Origin of the sequence: Streptomyces sp. NPDC046925 (genome assembly GCF_040644915.1) — a bacterium.
In the GTDB taxonomy this organism is placed as follows: domain Bacteria; phylum Actinomycetota; class Actinomycetes; order Streptomycetales; family Streptomycetaceae; genus Streptomyces.
In genome coordinates, this window is sequence record NZ_JBEYWZ010000013.1 from 82331 (window position 1) to 101067 (window position 18737).

An 18737-nucleotide genomic window follows, 5' to 3' on the forward strand; every position below is an offset into this window, starting at 1 on the left:
TGCTGTCACACCCCTCGCAGCACGAGTTCGTCGATGATGGTCCTGGCGAACAGATGGCAGTGGTCGCCGGTGCGGGCGGTCACCAGGTCTCCGTCGACGACGACGTCCTGGTCGACGTAGTTGGCGCCCATGTTCCGTACGTCGCCGAGCAGGTTGTTGTGGCAGACCACCTTGCGTCCGCGCACGACATAGGGGATCGAGGAGGCCAGCCACATGCCGTGGCAGATGATGCCCTTGACCACTCCCGAGCGGGCGAAGGCCCGGCGCAGCAGATCCGTGGCCGGCGCGAGCCGCTCGATGTCCTCGGTGTAGCGCAGCCGGTCGGCGACCATGCCGGAGGGCACGATCAGCGCCTTGTACTCGCGCAGCGTGCGGTCGTCCAGGTCCTCCAGGCTGCGGGTCACCGTCAGGGGCGCCCGGTGCTCGTGGCCGGTGAAGGTGATGGACTTGTTGCCCCACATCCGGGTGACGAAGTCGACGCGGGCGCCTTCCTCCGCGAACCGGCGCTGGTAGTAGGCGATTTCGGGCTCGTAGAAGTCGCTCTCCGCCAGGATCGCGATCTTCTGTCCGCTGAGCACGCCGTCACGGGACGGTACGTCAGCCACGGTCTCCCCCTTCGGTGGTCCGCAGGTCGATGAGGAACGGCTTGTCGTCCGCGAGCATCCGCTTGACCGCGTAGCCGACCTGGTCGTGGTCGTCGACGCGCAGCGCGTCGACGCCGAATCCCTCGGCGATCTGCGCGAAGCCCAGGTCGGGGCGGGAGAGGTCGAACGGCGTGGGGTACGCGTGGGGGGCGACGTCCCGCTCCCGCCAGTACTGCTCGATGTTGTTGTCGAGCAGCTTGTAGCTGCGGTTGTTGCAGATGACGAACTTGGCGCCGATGTCGTGCCGTACGGCGGTGTAGAGCGCCTGGAACGTGTACATGGAGCCGCCGTCGCCGGTGAAGCCGATCACGGTCTTGTCCGGGTGGGCCAGCTTGATGCCCATGGCCCCGGGGATGCCCACGCCGAGCGAACCGCCGCGGGTGGAGAACCAGTGGCCCGGCCTGCGGCCCGGCAGATGGGCGTTCAGGGCGCCGGCGGCGGTCAGCGCCTCGTCGAAGACCATCACGTCGTCGGGGACCTGGGCCGCCAGTTCCCGCAGGAAGGCGTGGAGCAGCGAGCCGTCGTCGTCGGCCGGCGCGGGCCGCTGCGCCCGGCGCGTTGCCAGGCGCTCGGCCGCCGCAGCCCGGTCGGAGTCGGACAGCTCCCGGTCCAGCTGCGCGGAGAGCGCGGAAAGGGTCTCCTTGGGGTCGGCGACCAGACCGAGGGTGACCGGGTGGTTCTTGGCTATCTCGTAGTCGTCCAGGTCGATGTGGACGATCCGGGCGTCCGTACGGAAGGGGTCGCCGGTGTCCGGGAAGACCTCGGGGAAGGTGTACGTGCCGACGACCAGGACCGCGTCGGCGTCCTGGACGGCGGCCGTGCTGACCGCGCCGAACATGTGCCCGAGGTCCCCGCGGTAGAGCGGGTGGGTGACGTCGATGTTCACCTCGGAGTAGTTGACGCCGTGCACGTCCGCGCCCAACTGCTCGGCCACCCGCACCAGCTCGTCCTGCGCGCCGGACGCCGCCACGCCGTCCCCGACGAGGACGAGCGGCCGCCGGGCGCCGGCCAGGAGCCGCGCCGCCTGCTCCACGAGCGCGCCGGCCGGTACGGTCCTGGTGCTGGGCGCCGAACTCGGCACGATCTGCTCGGTGTTGAGCGCGTCGAGTACATCGAGAGGCAGCGCCACAAAGACCGGGCCCATCGGCGGCGTCATCGCGATCTTCATCGCCCTGCGGAGCACCCGCAGCACCGAACGCGGGTCGGTGACCCGCGTGGCGTACTTGGTCACGGGCTTGGCCATGGCGACCAGGTCGGCGGCCATCTGGGCGTCCATGGACTCGTACTGGACGCCCGACTCACCCGCGATCGTCAGGATCGGCGAGTGGCCGCGCTTGGCCTGGTAGAGCATGCCGATGGCGTTGCCGAGCCCGACGCCGCTGTGCAACTGGAGGAGCGCGGGCCGGCCCGTGGCGCGGGCGTAGCCGTCCGCGATGCCGACGGCGACGGTCTCCTGCAGGGTCAGGATGTACTGAAGGTCGTCATAGTCCTCCAGCGCGTCCAGAAATCCCTGCTCGACCGTCCCTGGATTGCCGAACATAAAGGGAATTCCGTCGGCAATGAACTGCTCGATGATCGCCGCATTGCCCTGCCTGGCCATGTCTGCCTTCTCTCGATTCCTCAATCGTTGCCGCGCATTACCAGCCGAAGCGGCGCAGGCCGTCTTCCAGCACCTCGACGACCTTTTCTCCGGTCAGATAGGAATCCGGCGTGGAACGCCCGGTGATGAACGGGTAGTCCACGATCACCGAGGTCTCTTTTCCGAAGTTCCCGTGATAGCGGCCCTCGGGTCCCGTGGCGTCGCGCAGGATGTATTCGAGCGGGTACGGCGGCGGGCCGATCACGAAGTCGGTGCCGAGGAATCCGGTCCCGTCCTTGTAGTCGTACTCCTTGCAGTGGCCCGTGACGTGCTTGCCCCAGATGATCGACTTGCGGTCCTCCCAGTCGCGGGCGAAGGCCAGCGGCGCGACGCCGTAGCACTCGGCCGCGATCGGCTTGTCGGCGCGCAGGAAGGACAGGATGATCTGGTGCACCCGCTCGTTGTTGGCGAGGTCCACGACCGGGCCCGAACCCCCGACGATGAGCAGCGCGTCGTACTCCTCCAGTTCCTGCGCCACGACGTCGACGGCCCGGTGGTAGGCCTCCAGCTTGCGCAGGTAGTCGTCGTCGGCCGTGTAGGGGCGCTCGGGGATCCAGCTGGAGATGTCGGTCGGGTCGTCCAGGCGCTCGGAGGCGTCGACCTCGCGCGTGAGCTTGGCGACGGCCTCGGAGGTGACCGAGCGGCCGAGCGGCGGGTCGATGTACTCCGGGTCCATGGACGGCGGCAGCGCGTGGGCGCGCTTGCCGGTCGGGGTGGCGAACTGCACCTCGTATCCCCGCTGGTCGAAGTGGTGCAGGGGGCCGACGAGCTCCTCGCCCCAGTAGCCGTACTCCGACAGAATGACGAGGATCTTCTTGGCGTTCTTCCTGGCCACGCCGGCTCCTTCGGTAATCGGTTCGGGATGGGTGGCCGGGCGCCGCGACGGAAGGGGGCGGCGCCTCAGCCACCTGATCAGGGGGATCAGCGGGCCTGCGGGCCGATGATCCAGTTCTCCTTCGACGCGATCGAGAAGACGTACTTCTCGTCGGCGATCTCGTCGCGGGCCGCCTTCACCTGCTCGGTGAAGTAGGGCGAACGCAGCGCCTCTTCGAGGGCGTTCACGTCGTCGAACCACAGCTGCTCGACGCTGTCGAAGGACGCCTCGCCGAAGACGTAGGCGCCGTCCACGGTGTGGGCGTGCAGATAGCGGCGCAGGCCCGGGGTGCCCTTGACCACGGAGGCGTACGCGTCGAGGGTCTGCTTGCGGTAGTCCTCCAGGGCGAGGCCCGGACGGCGCTTCTGCAGGACGGTGAGCTTGACCCAGTCCTGGCCCTTGGCGAGCGGAGGCCCCGCGACGATCTCGTGCGCGGTGGTGTCGACGACGATCGTCTGCCAGAACGCGGCCCAGTTCGGCTCGTCGAGGCGGGCGCCCTGGAGGAACTCCTCGGTCTGCAAGGAGGCAAGCTGCTCCTCGCCGTTGGCCAGGAAGATCTCCGCGATGCCCTGGTGCGGCAGGGCGGGAGTGCCGAGGTTGCCCTCGATCTCCACCACCGTGTCGACCATGTACTTGCGGATCTGCGGAATCTTCGAGGCGTACCGCACCGCGTGGACATTTACCCAGTAGTCCTGGAATTCCTGTGCTGTCATACCCGGCTTGGGCGCAGCCAGAATGAACTGGTGGATCATCGGATTCTCCTTTGGATGGGCTCACTCATGATGTCCATCGGCCACTAAGGGGGGCAAAGAAGGAAAACCTACTTCCTGAACTTTCCGCGGTCAGGGAGCCTTTAACTCCGGCGGATAAAGGAAGTAGTTGGCCGCCGATGCGGCCTGCGCGCCTTCGTGTACCGCCGCCGAAACCTGGTGGGAATGCGGCGCCGTGATGTCTCCGGCGGCATACACGCCGGCGACCGACGTGCACTGCTCGGTGTCCACCTCGACATAGCCGTGCCGGTTGAGCCGGATGCCGAGACCGCGGGCCACCGCCGTCTCCGGCGTCGCGCCCTGGATGGAGAACAGGGCGTCGAGGTCGAGGCGTTCGCCGCCCCGGGTCACGATGGCCGTCAGCTTGCCGTCCGCGCCCTCGGCGCCCTTGATGCGGTCGTGCACGACGGGTACGCCCGCCGCGGCGAGACGGCGCGAGAAGCGCGGACTGATGTCGTTGGTGCGGCTGTTGGTGAGCAGCACGATCCGGTCGGTGAGGCTGTGCAGCTGCATGGCCTCGCCCGCGGCGGCGTCGGTGTGCCCCACGACCAGGATGCGGCGCCCGCGGTTCTCGTACCCGTCGCAGGCGATGCACCAGAACATCGAACGGCCCACGTACGTATGCCAGTCGGGGAAGTGCGGGAAGTGGTCGAGCACGCCGGTGGCCAGGACCACGGTCCTCGCCCGCCAGTGGTGGCCCTGGGCCCGGACGGTGAATCCCTGGTGCGCGTCGCCCGTCAGGCCCGTCACGTGGTGGCGGGCGAATCGGACGTGCGGATAGGGGGCCAGTTGGCGCACTCCGAGCTCGCGCAGCCGCGTGGTGGCGATCCCGTGGGGGAACCCCAGGTAGTTGCGGTTGGTCTGGTGGTGGGTCGAGCGTCCGTGCCCGGTGTCGAAGACCAGCACCCGGCGTCCGTAGCGCGCCAGTTGCAGCGCGGCCGACAATCCCGCGGGGCCGCCGCCGACCACCGCCGCGTCCGTGCCGCCGGGCTCACTTGCTGCCACGTCCATTGCCTCCTCCCTCGGCGGTCTCAGCCCGCGGACTGGCCGGCCTGCGCGAGCCTGCGCACCGCGGCCAGCGGGATGGGCAGCCACTCGGGGCGGTTGCGTGCCTCGTAGAGCACCTCGTACACGGCCTTGTCGGCCTCGAACGCGCGCAGCAGTACGGGGCTCGTACGCGGATCCTGGCCGCCCGCCGCGGTGTAGCCGGCGCAGAAGGCGCGCCTGCTGTGCACCGCCCAGGCCGCCGCGCGGCGGGCCAGTCGTGTGGCGCGCAGGTCGCGCGACGCCTGGGCGCGCGGCGGGCCGCCGAGGATCTCGCCGAGGGCGTGGTGTGCCGCGTAGTCGAAGGAGCGCAGCATGGCGGCGACATCGCGCACCGCGGGCTGGAGGTGTCGCCGTTCGGCCAGCGGGTGTCCCGGTTCGCCCTCGAAGTCGATGAGGATCCAGCCGTGTTCGGCCCGCAGCACCTGCCCGAGGTGGAGGTCGCCGTGGATGCGCTGGATGGGCAGCGGGTTGCCGCGCCGGGCCACTTCGCGCAGGTCCTGGTAGGCGGTGCGCAGGCCGCGTGCGTAGGGAGTGATGTCGGGTACCTGCGCGACGGCGTCCTCGAGGCGCCCGATGAGCGTGTCGGTCAGCTCCGCCACCTCCGCGAAGCTCAGGGGGCGGGTCTCCAGCTGCCGGGCGAGCGCCGTGTGCACCTGTGCGGTGGCCTGGCCGAGGCCGAACGCCTCGTCGGAGAAGCCGCCGAGCGGGGCGACCGATTCGCAGGTGCCGCGGATGCAGTCCTCCGCCTGTGTCGTGGCGATGCTCCAGCCGTCCCCGCGTGAGGGCACGAACTCCTGGAGGATGCAGAGCGTGGTCGGTTCCGCGTCGTGCCGCGCCGCGATCTGCGCCCAGGCCAGCGGTGCGGCGCTCGGCACGTCGCCCGCTCGCTCCAGGGCGGCGAGCATCTCCAGTTCGGGGTTGGCGCCGGGCACGATGCGGCGAAGGACCTTGAGCATCATCCGGTCGCCGAACGCCACGGAGGTGTTGGACTGTTCCGCGGTGAGCGGCCTGGCCCGCAGCCCGGCCGGGATCGTCGCGCCGGGGATGTGGTGGTATTCGAGCGCTCCGCACGGCTCGGCCGAGACGAAGCGGTCGAGCAGCCGGCTCAGCAGGTCGGGGTCTCCCCCGGCCTCGTAGAGCGTCAGCCACCGCCCGTCCGCGTCCGGTCCCGCGCTGGTGCCGATGACCGCGTCCGGGGGCACGTGGGCGCCGGGGCCGGTGTCTGCCGGGCCGGTGACGGCGCCGACGAGCAGTTGGTAGCTCTGGCCGTCGTCGGTGCGGACGACCGCCTGGAGCAGGGCGGGCGTGCCCGGGGCGACGACCTCCACCAGGACCGGCCGGACCACGGGGATGCCGTGGCCCTTGTCCGCGTACCAGCGCTGGGCGGGCAGCCAGGCGGGCAGCAGCCTGCACAGTTCGTCGGTGACGCGGTCCACGTCCCCGGCGCGCAGCTCGTCGGGGCGTCCTGGCGGCAGGGTGCGTTGCGTGGTCTCGGTCATGCGGCAGTCACCTTCGTGTCTCGTGCCGGAACCTTTGTCTCTCGCGCCGTCCCTCGCGCCGTCTCTCGCGCCGGAACCTTGGCGTCGCGTGCCGGAAGTCCGGTGTCGCGCGCGGAAACCCTGGTGTCGCGCGCGGGAGCCTTCGTGTCCTTCGCGCGGGACGGCGAGAGCACGGTGACGGCATGGGCGAGCGACACCATCGTCATGTGGTGGTGCCAGCCCCGGTAGGACCGGCCCTCGAAGTCACGGATGCCCAGCCTGTCGCTCTCCTCCTGCAGATCGCGCTCCACGCGCCGCGAGAGCATCGCCGTGCGGTACACCGTGCCCAGCTGCGACTGCGCGAGGTTGGAGAGCCAGAACTCGCTGGGGGTCCGCCGCCCCGGGTCCGTCCAGGCACCCAGCAGGACGAGGTCGAGGCGCTCGGGCTGCCCCTGAGGTGCGGCGGGGTCGCGGCGCAGGGTGACGCGGGCGGCGCCCACTGAGGTGGCCCGCACGGTCCCCGCTGCATGGTCGAACCACTCCACCGGCATGCGCTGCTTGTTGAGCGCGGTGAACAGATCGGCCGAGCTGCCGCGGCCCGCCGTGCCGTCGGCCGACGCGCGCGGCGCGAGCGCCGGACCCGGCGAGCCGCCCGCGGGCAGGACGGCGGAGGGGTCGACGCGTACCACGAACGGGATCTGACGGGCCGCCAGGTCCGCGCAGACCGGACGCGGGGCCGTCTCGCGCAGGTCCATCACCACCGGCCTGCCGCGCAGGCCCCACTCCCTGGCCATCTTGCTCACGGAGTCGACGGCGCACCGCTCGGGCGGGGTGGATCCGACGTGGGTGGGGATGGACGCCCGCCGGCGCATCTCCTCCTTGCCCGTCCAGCACTCGGGCAGCGCGAGCTCCCAGTCCACCGGGCAGCTCCCGTGGTCCATGGTGAGCCATACGCTCATCGCCTGCTGGCAGTTGACGACCCGGCCGATCTGCGACACCCACTGGCGCTCCACGCCGACCGAGTGCTGCCCCACCTTGGTGATGACCAGGGGTTGTACGACCCAGGCGCGGGGCTGCGCACGCTGGATGAGCAGCCGCGCCAGGTCCCCGCGGACCAGATCGGCGTCCCACGGCGACTTGCTGATGAACTGGTAGAGGCTCTGCTCGGCTCCGCCGCCTGCGCCATTGGCGAGAGCGCGCATCGTTTTCTTGCCCCGGACCGAGAGAAGCCCGCGTACATAAAGCTCTCCCCAACGCCGCTGATCGCTTCGCGGAATGGAGCGCAGGGCAGCGGAGAGAACCTCGGTGAATTCTTTCTGCGAAATGTCGTCGGGAAGCGTCTGCTGCTCTTCTGCGGACACCTTTCCACCCTCTCCAAGAAATACGTGAGCCACGTTCCGGTGCGCCGCGCCCCCCCCTGACGCGGGGCCTGGAACGGCCGAATCCGGGCAGGCCGCATGGCCGCGTGCCGGGGTTCGGCGCGCGACGGCGCGTTATGCGGTGACGGCCGGAGCCGAAGAACGGGGATTGCGGACACGGGACCGGCGCAGCGGTGCGGCAGCACCCTGCGGGCCGCGCACCGGCCCCGTGTCCTTGCCTGCCGGCGACGGGGGAATGAACCGGCAGGTCACGGGCGAGACGGGCGCCTCACAGGCTCCGCCGCGCCGTTCGGAAGGCGCCGGCACCTCCGTTCGGGAGGCACCGGGCACCTGTCAGTGCACGGGACCCTGATAGGCGGGGACCCGGTCGGGGATGAGCCGGTCGAACAGCGGGGCCCAGTCGGTGGGCGCAAGGCCCGGTTCGTTGTAGAGCTCGAACGTCGTCCCGCCGGCCGACGGCAGCCGCAGTGCCTGCACGCAGGCCTCCGCCACCGACTTCCTGGAGACCCAGCCGTCGCCGCGGTCGTGCTGCTCCAGGCGCACCCGGGCGCCCGCGACCTCGTCGTCCGTCAGCCAGCTGGGACGTACGACGGTGTAGGGAAGGCCCGAGGCACGGACCTCGTCCTCGCCCCGCAACCGCCAGTCGAGCAGCCGTCCGTAGGAGTTCATCGGGTGCTCGCGCCGCGTCACGAAGATCTGGCTGACCAGCACGACGTGCGGGCGCAGTGCGCCGTCGGCCGCGGCGGCGAGCATGTTGCGCACGCCGTCGTAGACGGTGGTCTCGGGGCTGTGCGGACCGGAGTCCGCGGTGCCGGGCTCGACGGTGAACACGATGCCGGAGCATCCGCGCAGCGCCGGGCCGAGCGAGTCCGTGTACCGGACGTCGGCACGCTGTGTCTCCACTCCGAGCGGCAGCACCGCGCGCTGCGGATCACGGCTGATCACTCGTACTCGGTGGCCTTCCTCCAGCAGGCGGCGCGTGATGAGCACGCCCGTCCTGCCGGCCCCGCCGATTACCGCAATGGGGCTCTGCATGGTCCCCTCCAGGGATGAGCGCCTTCACACCCAGCGCAGGATGTCGTCGGCGCGCCTGAGCTCTGTCTGAGCGGGTACACCGGTCAGCGCCGGCACCCGTAGTCGCGGGTACACGGTGACCCCGCAGAATCGCGACCCCGGCCAGAGCACGGCGCCGTCGCCGATGGCCGAGAACTGTTCAAGGCGCAGTGGCCTGACGCGCTCGGAGAGCACCTGGGCCATGGGGCCTATGTAGGCGTCGGTGATGTCGGCCCAGCCGCCGACCACCGCCGACTCCCCCACCGCGGACCGGGCCAGGGCGGCGCCCTCGCGGATCTCGGCCCCGTCGCCGATGTCCGTGTGTTCCAGGCGCACCCCGCGGCCGATCTCGACGTCCCGGCCGATCCGCACTCCGGGCCCGATGACGACCGAGCCCTCCTCGATCTTCTGGGCCAGCGTGGTGCCCGTGACGTCGTCCTTGGTGCGCAGGCTGGTCTCGTGGATCCAGCAGCGCGGGTCGGTCCTGTCAGGTGCCTCCATCAGGCGGTTCATCTGCCCGTACGCGCCGTTGAGCACGAGCTGGACCGTCTGGAGGTAGTCGGGGACATTGCCCATGTCGCCGAGGCGTCCGATGGTGTGGGTGGCCACCGGTACTCCTCGTTCGACGAGGTGGGGCAGCAGGTCGCCGCCCCAGTCCAGGCGCTGGTGGGACTGCCGGAACAGCTCCGGCTCCCTGGCGAGCAGCCGCAGGCGCCCGCAGTCGACCAGGTACATCCCCGCGTTGGTGGCCAGGGTCGCGGCCGGGTCCTCGCTCGTGCGCGGGAAGAGCGAACGCAGTTCGCTCATGCCGGGTTTCTCCACGAAGCCCTGGACGAGACCGCGTTCGTCGGTGCGCATGACGCCGTACTTGGCGGCGATCTCGGCGGCGGTGCGGGCCACGGACGCGACCGTGACCACCGCGCCCCGCTCGCGGTGGGTCGCCTCCATCGCCGCCAGGTCGAAGTCGAAGAGCGAGTCGACGGGCAGCACGAGGGCGCGGCCCTGCAGGTCCCACTGCTCCAGGTTGTGCAGCGTGGCCCCTGCCGACCCCACGTTGTAGCGGTCGAACCGGGAGCGCGAGTACGTGATGTCGACCCCGAAGCGCTCGCCGTGGCCGAGGAGGAGCTTGATCTGGTTGCGGTTCTCCAGGCCGTGGGTCACGACGTAGAACCGGCGTATGCCCTGCTCACGGCAGGCGTCGATCATCCACTCGACCAGGCGTCGTCCGACGAAGGGGATGAGCGCCTTGCTCCGGATGTAGTCCGAGGACTTGAGGGTGATCGGTTTGGCGCGCTCCCCCCTGCCTCCGGCCAGAATGATGCCGACAGTTCCCTCGTCACGGATCACGCTCGCTGCACCCCCCGCGAATGCGAATTGTTTGTCTTATTCGTATTCCGATTACTCTTCCGCCCGGCGGCCCCGGCGGGCGGCCACCTTCCAGTTCTCGTCGTCATCGGAGTCCGCAACGCGTGCGGGCATCCGGTTAAGCGATATGACAGGAAACGGCTCCAGTCGCATTTCCTTCCCCTCCCGTATGACGGAATTCGCGTTTCGCCCTCCCGCCTCAAACAGCATGGCTCACAAACGGCTGGAATCCATGGACGGGTAGGCTCGGGATCTCGCATTGCACGAAGCAGCAAGGGGGAAAAGTGTGCAGAGATGCGGACATAAGTCCACAACCCAACGTCATACAGCTGTGCGAACGCGGGCTTGATTGCTACCGCCGCACGCTGGCGGAAGGCCCCACGTCCGGCGAAGTCCCGGACTGTCTGGTCGAGTTGGGCCTGATGCGGCGCCAGGCCGAAGCCGGCGACCGCTGGGTGGCGGTACCGCCCGACATCGCGTCGCACGAGCTCACCCGTCCCCTGGAGCGCGCCATCCTGGCGCAGCAGCACACCGTGGCGGGCATCTACGACGCCCTGTCCGCGGCCGAGGACGCCTACCGCACCCAACAGCGCGCCTCCGCCGCCTCCGTGCGGCTGCTGCACGGCTCGGACGTCATCTACGCGGCGCTCGAGCGGGCCTCCGAGGCCTGCCGCGAAGAGCTCCTGACCGCCCACCCCGGCGGGGCCCGCGACCCCGACGCACTGGGCAAGACCCTGCCCCGCACGCTGCGCCTGAACAGCCGTGGCGTACGCCAACGCACGCTCTACCAGCACTCGGTGCGCGCGCACGGCCCGACTCTCGCCTACATCGAGCAGGTGACCGCGGCCGGGGCGCAGGTGCGCACGCTCGACGAAGTCGTCGACCGGCTCATCGTCTACGACCGCTCCATCGCCTTCATCCCCGACCCGCGCTACGACCTGCAGACGACCGCGCTCGCCGTGGAGCATCCGGCGCTCATCCATTACCTCGTCAAGGTCTTCGACCACGCCTGGCAGCGCGCCGAGCCCGTCACCGTCGCCCATGACAACGGCCGGCCGCCGCTCCTGACGGACGAGACCCGCCGGGCCGTGCTCCAACTCATGGTCGAGGGGCATACGGACGCGGGGATGGGCAAGCGGCTCGGCATCAGCAGCAGGACCGTGTCCGCCCACATCAAGAAGGCGTCGGAGCTGATGGGCAGCCGCAGCCGGGCCCATCTCGCCTATCTCCTGGCCCGGTCCGAACTTCTGGAGACCCCGCGCGAGGACTGATGCGGCGCTCGTCCCCCTTGTTTCCCTCATTCCCCTCATCGCCCTCATTCCCCTCATTCCCCCGAGCCCTCGGCCATCGAGAGGGCGCGCTCCACGTCGTCGGCGAACGCCGTGCCGGGCTCCGGGCGCGCGAGGCCGATGACCGTGCATCCCGGCAGCAGGCGGCTCAGGCGCTCCGCCGCCCCGTCGGGCCCCGCCGCGCCTCCGAGCACGACCAATCGGCCGTGGCGGAGGGCCAGTTCACCCGCCGCGGCCGCTAAGTGGCTGTCGTCGAGATACACCAGGTGTGCGTGCGCGAGGTCCGCTGACCGCTCCCGCACCGCGAGCGCGAGCCGCGTGCCCTCCTCGCCGATCGAGACCAGGCAGGTGTCCGTCTCCGCGGGATCGCCCGAGTCCGCGGCCACGTCCCAGATGACCGAGGGAATGTCCCCGTCGGCGGCTCCGGGCCAGGGTGCGGCCACCGCGTCGGACGTCTCCGTGCCGATACGGATGTGGCAGGGGCGCCCCGAGCGGGCCGCAGAGCGCAGCACCGCCCTGATCTCGCGCGCGCCGGTCGGTACGGCGATCTGCACGCGCGGCATGCTCCGCAGCTCCGCCAGATCGGTCTGCGTGTGCGGCACCATGACCGACGCCCCCGCCCGCAGATAGGCGACCGTCAGACGGGGAAGCCGGGCGGCCCTGGTGTCCGCGCCGAGACCGAGGCCGCACACGAAGACCCGGAACCCGGCGGTGACGAGCCCTTCGACCATGGTCACCATGGCGCTCTCGACGCCGCCCAGCGGGAAGAACCGGTCCGGGTGGGCCGACTCGAAGGGGTGGTGTGCGCCGCCGGGCAGGGCCTCGACACACACCACACGCCCGTCGTCCGCACCGATCTTCGCCAGTTCCTCGCGGTAGATGTCCTCCGCCCGGACCGTTGTAGCCCCCACAGCGCACTCCTCCCAGAGGCAAGTAACTATTATGTAGAACGTTCTATTTGTTTTTGAGACCTGTGAACCCTCTGCTTGGTACGCATCAGGTAAAAACAGGGGCGGGTTCTGTGCCGTCAGGCGGTCGCGACCGTGACGCCCCGCCAGACGAACGGCCACAGCCGCTCCAGGGCGGCCTGCGCCCCGAGCCCTTCGCCCACGGGGGAGCAGCGGTACGCCTCGACTGCCGTCAGTACGTACACGACCAGGGCCGTCACCGCGTCGGGACGGGCGTCCTGGCGCAGCTCGCCCGCCTTGTCCGCCTCCCGCAGCAGCCGGTTGAGCGTGGGCACCCACGCGTCGTGCCAGCCCGGCACGGACTTCGGCCGCTCGCGGGCCAGCAGGGCCCCCGCCCGCACCACGACATCGTCGTCGAGCAGGCCCGCGAGGCCCCGCATCAGGGCGAACACGGCCGACAGAGGGGACGTGTACCCGGCCACCGCGGTCACGGCACGCGCCCGCGTGATGGTCGACGCTTCCTCGACGACCGTCTCGGCCAGGGCGCGCTTGCTGGAGAAATGGAAGGTCAGTGCACCCATGGAGACCCGCGCCGACGCGCTGATCGAGGCCATGGTGGCCCCGTGGTAGCCGTTCGCGTCCATGTCGCCGGCCGCAGCCCTGATGAGAGCCTCACGCGTGCGTGCGGCTCTGTCCTGAGTCACCATGCGCCCTCCAGGGACCGCGGCGGCACATCCGCCTCCCTCTGGAGCAGACAGTACCCATCTCCCGACCCATAAGCAAAGTGATCGTTCTAATTATTTCTGGGCCACCGTTCTAAAAACTGACCGGGGCGGGATGGCGCGCGGCGCGGCGAAGCCGGGAGGACCGCCCGACGGACGGTGCCTCCCGGCCCGGGTCATGCTCGCTCAGGAACCTCAGTCACACAGAGCGGTGGCGCCCCCGTCGACCGGCACGGCCGCACCGGTGACGAACGAGGACAGATCGCTGCACAGCCACGCGGCCGCCCGCGCCACCTCGACCGGGTCGGCCATCCGCTGCTGCACCGCGGCGGCCATGAAGACCCGCTCCAACTGCGGTGCGGCGGCCAGGACCTGCTCCATCATCTCGGTACGCGTGCTGCCCACGACCAGTGCGTTGACGCGCACCCCGCGCGCCCCGTAGTCGGCCGCGGCCGCCTTCGTCATGCCGATCACGGCGTGCTTGGCGGCCACATACGCGGCGGAGGCCCCGGTGGCGGCCACGCCGGCCACGCTGGAGGTGTTGACCACGGACCCGCCCCGCCCGGACGCGAGCATGACGGGGATCTGGTGCGCGAGGCAGTTCCACACGCCCCGTACGTTGACGTCCATGGTCCGCGCGTAGGTCTCCTCGTCGATCTCGTGGAGCGCCTTGCCCGCGGTGGCGTAACCGGCATTGTTGAACGCCGCGTCCAGGCCCCCGAACGTATCGACGGTTTTGGCCACGGCGTCGGCCACGTCCTTCCCGCGTGTCACGTCGCCGCCGACCGCGAGGGCCCTGCCGCCCGCCGCGGTGATCTCGTCGACCAGACGGTCGAGGAGTTCCGTACGTCTGGCCATCACGCTGACGGCGGCGCCCTGTTCGGCGAAGAGCCGGGCCGCCGCCGCCCCGATGCCGCTCGACGCGCCCGTGATCATGACTGTCTTGCCTGCCAGCATGGTCATCGCTCCCAGCTCCGGCCCGCCGCCGCCTCGGCATCGACCCGCCCCAGCAGCTCCGCATCGACCTGGTCGAGGTGGTCCACCAGGTGCCGCACACCGGCCTCCAGCATCAACTGCCGCTGGAAGCTGTGCTCGTAGGCGCTGGGGTGGCCGATGAACGCGACGTTCAGCGCCCTGGCCTCCTCGGCCACGCGGGCGACGTCGTCGATGAAGACCGCCTCGTCGTGCTTGAGGCCGAAGGTCTGCGTGATGATCTCGTGTATGCCGGGCCGGAAGCCGTCCGTGCAGACATACCCCGGACCGTCGAACAGGTCCTCGTACGCTCCCAGATGCGTGTCGAAGTGCGCCTTGGCGAGACCGCCGTAGCACACCACCTGTAACCCCAGATCCCGCACGCGGCGCAGCAGTCGCTCCGCACCCGGCGTCACCGTGACCGGGTGACGCGCCACGTACGCGTCCCGCTCGGCGAAGTAGGCCCGCATCGCTTCCTCGCCGGTGAGGGGGACAGGCACCGCGTCGGCCATGCGCTCCCCCGCGATGTGCTGCGACTGGGAAAAGATGCTCCGTTCGGTTTCTGCTGTGTACTGCCCGCCACGGCCGACGACGAAGTCGTGGATGACGGGACTGAAGGTGTCGCTGAGCAGGACACCGTCGATGTTGACCGCGACGAGCCGCAGCCGTTGGGCACTGAGCCCCATGAACTCTCCCCGGGTTCGGCCCCGGCTCCCCGCCGGGGCGAGGTGCGCGCTTCGCGCACCGGTGGACCGTGCCGCAGCGTGCGCCTTTGCTCCGCGCGGCACCGTGCGCGCACAGTAAGACGCTTCCGTACAGGCACACTTGACCGCGCGTCACCGCGGTCCCGCAGCGGGGAGGAGGGAGAGAACCCGAAGGCGGGGCGAGAACTCAGACCAGGCCGGCTTCCTCCAGGCGACGGGCATCGAGGTCCATGCGCACCACGGTGGCCGGGACGGCGATGCCGGGGAGCAGGATCTGCCACATCCGGCGCACGCGCTCGGGCAGGTCCGCCCGGCCGACGGCGGCGGCGGAGTAGAGCTGCATGCCGGTGCACGTCTCGACGACCTGATCGGCCACCTGCGCGGGGTCCACTCCCCCCTGCAACTCACCCATGTCGCGGGCCTGGATCAGGCACTCCTCCATCACCTTGGCCCAGGCGACGTACGGCCCGGCCGCGTCGCCCATGCCCAGGGTGCTCTGCTCGGTGGTGAGCCGGACACCGGCACGCAGGAGGACGTTGGTCTGCAACTGGCGCGACCACACGAGGGTGATGTCGATCAGTCTCTGCAGGCCCTCGGAGCGCAGCAGCGGCAGGATCGTGTCCGCCTGCTGGTTCATCACCGCGTGCGCGAGGCCTTCCTTGGACTGGAAGTGGAAGTAGAGAGACCCGGCGGTGGCCCCCGCGCGCTCCAGGATGCGGTTGATGCCCGCGCCCGCGTAGCCCATCTCGTCGAAGACCTCGGCCGCCGCGCGAAGGATCCCGTCGCGTGTCTCCACGGCCCGCTGCTGTTTCGGCTGCCGCATCGTCGCCCCTCCAAAGTAAACAGAACGATCTCTAAGTTAGAGGATGGCTCACGTTTGTTCCACCCCTGTGTCAGCACCGAAATCCCGCACATTGAGACCGATTTGCCCCTTATCGTGCTTAGATTTGGGAGTCTCGTGAGGGTTTCTTTGCCTGTGATTGGTCTTAAAAAAAGAGAGCATTCTCTAAATTCGAGGTGTTCTCATGCATACCTCAAGCCTCAGCCACGGTGCTCCGGGCACCACGAGCTTTGGGGTGCTCATACGTCTCAGGGGGAATTTCGTATGTACAGCACCATGCTGCCCGCTCCTGCCCGCACGGCCGGATGGACACCGGCAACCAGCAGGCAGGTCCACAAGAACACCGCTTCCGAGACGCTCCTCACCCAGTGGCGCCGGAGCGGAGCCGATGAGTTCGCCGTCCGCGCGCAGTGGCCGCAGGACCACAGCTTCTACGGCACGCGGCACAACCTGCTCGACCCGCTCCTGCTCGCCGAGTCGGTGCGCCAGTGCGTGCCGCTCCTGAGTCACGCGGCCTACGACGTGCCCTTCGGCCACAGCCAGTCCTGGAGCCACTTCAGTTACTCGCTCGCCCCTGCGGCGCTCGCCGCCGGCAGCACGCCGCCCGAGATCGAACTCCACGTCGCCTGCCGGGACATCGTCCGCAGATCACAGCGGCTCGCCTCGCTGGACATGGAGGTCGACGTGGTGCGTGACGGCATGGTCGTCGGCACCTGTCTGACCCGCTTCGCCAACCACGCCCCGGCGCTCTACAAGCGCCTGCGCGGACCGTACGCGGACCTCGCCGCGGCCACCGCGCGCGCACTGCCGCTGCCGCCGCCGGCCGCTCCCACCCAGGTCGCGCGCGAGTCCTTCGACGACGTCGTGCTCTCGCCGACCGCTTCTCCGCGCCGCAGCCAGCTGCGCGTCGACCTCAACCACCCCGTGCTCTTCGACCACCCGGTCGACCACGCCCCCGGCATGCTGCTCCTGGAAGCCGCGCGCCAGTCCGCGCACGCCGCGGTCCACCCCGCGCCCGTGTGCGTCACCGGCATGGACGTCGTGTTCGCCCGCTACACCGAACTCGACGTGCCCTGCTGGATCCACACCGACCTGCTGCCGATGGCCGGACCGGACCGGCACAGGGTGCTCGTCACCGCCGTCCAGAACGACATCTGTGTCTTCTCCGGCGTGATCACGCTGCAGCAGCTGAACCTGAACTGAGCAGCGGCACGCGGCGGCCACCCCCCACGGCACGTCTCCGCCGACGGTTCGCTTCCCGGGCGGCGCACACGGGCGGCCGGGCTGCTGTACCGCGTCAACGACGCCGCGGCGCAGCCTGCTCCGCATCCTCCGGCTCCGCGCCGACGTACCCGTGCCGCAACAGCCGTATGAGGCATAGCTCCAAGAGGTGTACGGCACAGCGCAGCGCGCTCTCCCGCCGGGCACTCCCGCCCCGCTGCCCCGCGCCCCGGCGTGCGCAGGGCACACCGCGGCGCGCCGATCCCCGCACACCGTCATGGGCCAGACCGTACCGGCGCACCCCGACTGTCGGGTCCCCACAACACAGAAGTGGCTGGATTCGCCGGTTCCGGATGCGGCCCCACCGGAGGCACTTCCTCCGAAAACACGTGCCACCACCGGCACACGGCATCCCGGACGGCCCGGGCTCGTACGACGGCCTGTTCGGCGTCCCTGGCCAGAACCCGTCCACCGCCCGCTACCGCACCCGCAGTTCCGCCCGCCGTACCTCACGGGAGAGCGCTCCGACGACGGCGGCGCACGCGCTGATCCCCGCGCCGACGAGGAACATCGGCACCACCCCGACCGCCCCGGCGGCCAGACCGAACAGCGGGAAGACGAGCGGGGCGAGGCCGACATGGGAGAGGGCGAGGACCGCGGCGACGCGGCCCTGGTAGGCGGCGGCCGTGTTGTGCTGGATCAGGGCGACGGAGAGCCCGCCGCACACCCCGCCCACCAGGCCCGCGAAGCCCGCCACCGCCGCCGCACCGGCCACGGTCGGCAGCAGCCCGATGGCGCCGATCGCCAGGGAGGCCACGACCATCGCGCAGACCTGGACCAGCCCGGCGCGCCGGATCCGCCCCGCGAGGGAGAGGCCGATGGCGCCGAGCCCCGCCCCGACCGCGAACGCGCCGAGTATCCAGCCGATCCCGGTGGCCCCGAAGCCCCGCTCCTTGGTCAGCAGGAACACTCCCATCTGGAGCGGCGGCATGAACCCGACCTCGCTCAGCGCCGTGCCGAGCACGAGGGGGCCGACGACCCGGTGCCGCCTGATGTAGCGAAACCCGTCGGTCAGGTCCTGCCAGGGGCTGCCCGTTTCACCGGCCGACCGGCTGTGCGGCAGCGGCGCGATGCGTACGGAGACCAGGAGGACCAGGGAGAGCGCGAACAGCACCCCGGCGAGGGCGAAGGCGGCCTCTCCGTGGTGGGCGAGCGCGAACCCGGCCATGGGCGGCCCCACGGCCTTGCCGATCCGGATCGCCAGCTGCCGCATGCCGACGAGGCGGACGATCTCGTCGGGTCCGGTGAGCCGGGGCGGCAGCGCACCCACGGCCGGCATGAAGAGGGCGTCCACCACGCCGAAGACCAGCGCCACCGCGATCAGGAGCCACAGCTGCGGAGTGCTGAGCCACAGCAGGACGGCCACCGCGAGGATCACCACGGCCCGCAGGGCGTCGGAGCCGATGACGACCTTGCGCGGATCGAACCGGTCGGCGATCACACCGCCGAGGAGCATGAGGAGCGCCCGGGGCACCGCGCCGAGCGCCAGCACGATGCCGACCTGTGCGGGGCCCGCGAGCTGGGCGGCGGCCCAGCCGAGGGCGAGGAAGTAGACGCTGTCGCCCACGATCGACGCGAAGTACGCGGCGAGCCAGCGCAGCACGTTGGTGTCGCGGTGGGCGGGCCGCGGCGACACGGGCTCCGTGCGCGCGGAGCCGCCGGATTCGATCGGCGGGGCTATGTCGGCGTCAGTCACAATCCCGGATCTTCACGTCAAAGTCGCGCGGCGGCAAGGGATTTCGTGCGGTGCACCCCGCGGGACCTGTGGTGC

At 70.4% G+C, this 18737-nt stretch carries 17 protein-coding genes; 2 read left to right on the forward strand and 15 right to left on the reverse strand.

The window, feature by feature from the left end:
- Positions 1-5 precede the first annotated feature (5 nt).
- From ABZ906_RS36785 to ABZ906_RS36825, 9 genes are all read right to left on the reverse strand, one after another.
- Positions 6-605, reverse strand: coding sequence for a DJ-1/PfpI family protein (locus tag ABZ906_RS36785; RefSeq protein ID WP_361196143.1), 600 nt, complete (start codon positions 603-605; stop codon positions 6-8).
- Entirely contained in the window at positions 598-2244 is a 1647-nt protein-coding gene (locus ABZ906_RS36790; protein WP_361390206.1) for a thiamine pyrophosphate-binding protein, read from the reverse strand. The genes ABZ906_RS36785 and ABZ906_RS36790 overlap by 8 nt, the downstream gene beginning before the upstream one ends.
- Positions 2245-2281: 37 nt before the next feature.
- Positions 2282-3118, reverse strand: coding sequence for a type 1 glutamine amidotransferase domain-containing protein (locus tag ABZ906_RS36795; protein ID WP_361196145.1), 837 nt, complete (start codon positions 3116-3118; stop codon positions 2282-2284).
- 86 nt (positions 3119-3204) lie between these two features.
- On the reverse strand, positions 3205-3909 hold the full coding sequence (locus tag ABZ906_RS36800) for an EthD domain-containing protein (protein ID WP_361196147.1): 705 nt from the start codon (positions 3907-3909) through the stop codon (positions 3205-3207).
- A gap of 90 nt (positions 3910-3999) precedes the next feature.
- Complete coding sequence (locus ABZ906_RS36805) at positions 4000-4938, reverse strand: NAD(P)/FAD-dependent oxidoreductase (protein ID WP_361390208.1); 939 nt, start codon at positions 4936-4938, stop codon at positions 4000-4002.
- 20 nt (positions 4939-4958) lie between these two features.
- Positions 4959-6473 carry a maltokinase gene (locus ABZ906_RS36810; protein ID WP_361390210.1) on the reverse strand — a complete coding sequence of 505 codons (1515 nt, stop codon included), beginning with the start codon at positions 6471-6473 and terminating at the stop codon, positions 4959-4961.
- Complete coding sequence (locus tag ABZ906_RS36815) at positions 6470-7813, reverse strand: transposase (RefSeq protein WP_361390211.1); 1344 nt, start codon at positions 7811-7813, stop codon at positions 6470-6472. Before ABZ906_RS36815 ends, ABZ906_RS36810 begins: the two co-directional genes overlap by 4 nt.
- 351 nt (positions 7814-8164) lie before the next feature.
- Positions 8165-8866: an SDR family oxidoreductase gene (locus ABZ906_RS36820; RefSeq protein WP_361196153.1), complete on the reverse strand. Its 702-nt coding sequence runs from the start codon at positions 8864-8866 to the stop codon at positions 8165-8167.
- A 24-nt stretch (positions 8867-8890) separates the two neighbouring features.
- The gene (locus ABZ906_RS36825; protein WP_361196155.1) at positions 8891-10231 is read right to left on the reverse strand and encodes an NDP-sugar synthase; all 1341 of its coding nucleotides are present in this window, start codon (positions 10229-10231) and stop codon (positions 8891-8893) included.
- A gap of 302 nt (positions 10232-10533) precedes the next feature.
- Between ABZ906_RS36825 and ABZ906_RS36830 the strand changes: the two genes are divergently transcribed.
- Entirely contained in the window at positions 10534-11520 is a 987-nt protein-coding gene (locus ABZ906_RS36830; protein WP_361196157.1) for a helix-turn-helix transcriptional regulator, read from the forward strand.
- 53 nt (positions 11521-11573) lie between these two features.
- Here ABZ906_RS36830 and ABZ906_RS36835 read toward each other — a convergent pair whose 3' ends face one another.
- The 5 genes from ABZ906_RS36835 to ABZ906_RS36855 all read right to left on the reverse strand — a co-directional run bounded on the left by ABZ906_RS36835 (position 11574) and on the right by ABZ906_RS36855 (position 15667).
- Entirely contained in the window at positions 11574-12449 is an 876-nt protein-coding gene (locus ABZ906_RS36835) for a transketolase (RefSeq protein ID WP_361390213.1), read from the reverse strand.
- Between the two features lie 116 nt (positions 12450-12565).
- The gene (locus ABZ906_RS36840) at positions 12566-13153 is read right to left on the reverse strand and encodes a TetR/AcrR family transcriptional regulator (RefSeq protein ID WP_361196160.1); all 588 of its coding nucleotides are present in this window, start codon (positions 13151-13153) and stop codon (positions 12566-12568) included.
- A 210-nt stretch (positions 13154-13363) separates the two neighbouring features.
- Complete coding sequence (locus tag ABZ906_RS36845) at positions 13364-14125, reverse strand: glucose 1-dehydrogenase (RefSeq protein ID WP_361390405.1); 762 nt, start codon at positions 14123-14125, stop codon at positions 13364-13366.
- Between the two features lie 2 nt (positions 14126-14127).
- Complete coding sequence (locus tag ABZ906_RS36850; RefSeq protein WP_361390215.1) at positions 14128-14826, reverse strand: HAD family phosphatase; 699 nt, start codon at positions 14824-14826, stop codon at positions 14128-14130.
- A 205-nt stretch (positions 14827-15031) separates the two neighbouring features.
- On the reverse strand, positions 15032-15667 hold the full coding sequence (locus ABZ906_RS36855; protein ID WP_361390217.1) for a ScbR family autoregulator-binding transcription factor: 636 nt from the start codon (positions 15665-15667) through the stop codon (positions 15032-15034).
- 282 nt (positions 15668-15949) lie between these two features.
- On the opposite strand from ABZ906_RS36855, the gene ABZ906_RS36860 reads away from it, so the two are divergent.
- Positions 15950-16888, forward strand: a complete 939-nt coding sequence (locus ABZ906_RS36860) for a ScbA/BarX family gamma-butyrolactone biosynthesis protein (RefSeq protein ID WP_361390219.1) — start codon at positions 15950-15952, stop codon at positions 16886-16888.
- Between the two features lie 496 nt (positions 16889-17384).
- Here ABZ906_RS36860 and ABZ906_RS36865 read toward each other — a convergent pair whose 3' ends face one another.
- Positions 17385-18662: an MFS transporter gene (locus tag ABZ906_RS36865; protein WP_361390221.1), complete on the reverse strand. Its 1278-nt coding sequence runs from the start codon at positions 18660-18662 to the stop codon at positions 17385-17387.
- Positions 18663-18737: the final 75 nt, after the last annotated feature.

What these genes read in the sequence shown, in the direction of transcription:
- ABZ906_RS36810 (WP_361390210.1), bottom strand. Translation starts at nt 6,473, where the DNA reads ATGACCGAGACCACGCAACGCACCCTGCCGCCAGGACGCCCCGACGAG.
- ABZ906_RS36860 (WP_361390219.1), top strand. Translation starts at nt 15,950, where the DNA reads ATGTACAGCACCATGCTGCCCGCTCCTGCCCGCACGGCCGGATGGACA.
- ABZ906_RS36805 (WP_361390208.1), bottom strand. Translation starts at nt 4,938, where the DNA reads ATGGACGTGGCAGCAAGTGAGCCCGGCGGCACGGACGCGGCGGTGGTC.
- ABZ906_RS36820 (WP_361196153.1), bottom strand. Translation starts at nt 8,866, where the DNA reads ATGCAGAGCCCCATTGCGGTAATCGGCGGGGCCGGCAGGACGGGCGTG.
- ABZ906_RS36840 (WP_361196160.1), bottom strand. Translation starts at nt 13,153, where the DNA reads ATGGTGACTCAGGACAGAGCCGCACGCACGCGTGAGGCTCTCATCAGG.
- ABZ906_RS36845 (WP_361390405.1), bottom strand. Translation starts at nt 14,125, where the DNA reads ATGCTGGCAGGCAAGACAGTCATGATCACGGGCGCGTCGAGCGGCATC.
- ABZ906_RS36800 (WP_361196147.1), bottom strand. Translation starts at nt 3,909, where the DNA reads ATGATCCACCAGTTCATTCTGGCTGCGCCCAAGCCGGGTATGACAGCA.
- ABZ906_RS36855 (WP_361390217.1), bottom strand. Translation starts at nt 15,667, where the DNA reads ATGCGGCAGCCGAAACAGCAGCGGGCCGTGGAGACACGCGACGGGATC.
- ABZ906_RS36790 (WP_361390206.1), bottom strand. Translation starts at nt 2,244, where the DNA reads ATGGCCAGGCAGGGCAATGCGGCGATCATCGAGCAGTTCATTGCCGAC.
- ABZ906_RS36850 (WP_361390215.1), bottom strand. Translation starts at nt 14,826, where the DNA reads ATGGGGCTCAGTGCCCAACGGCTGCGGCTCGTCGCGGTCAACATCGAC.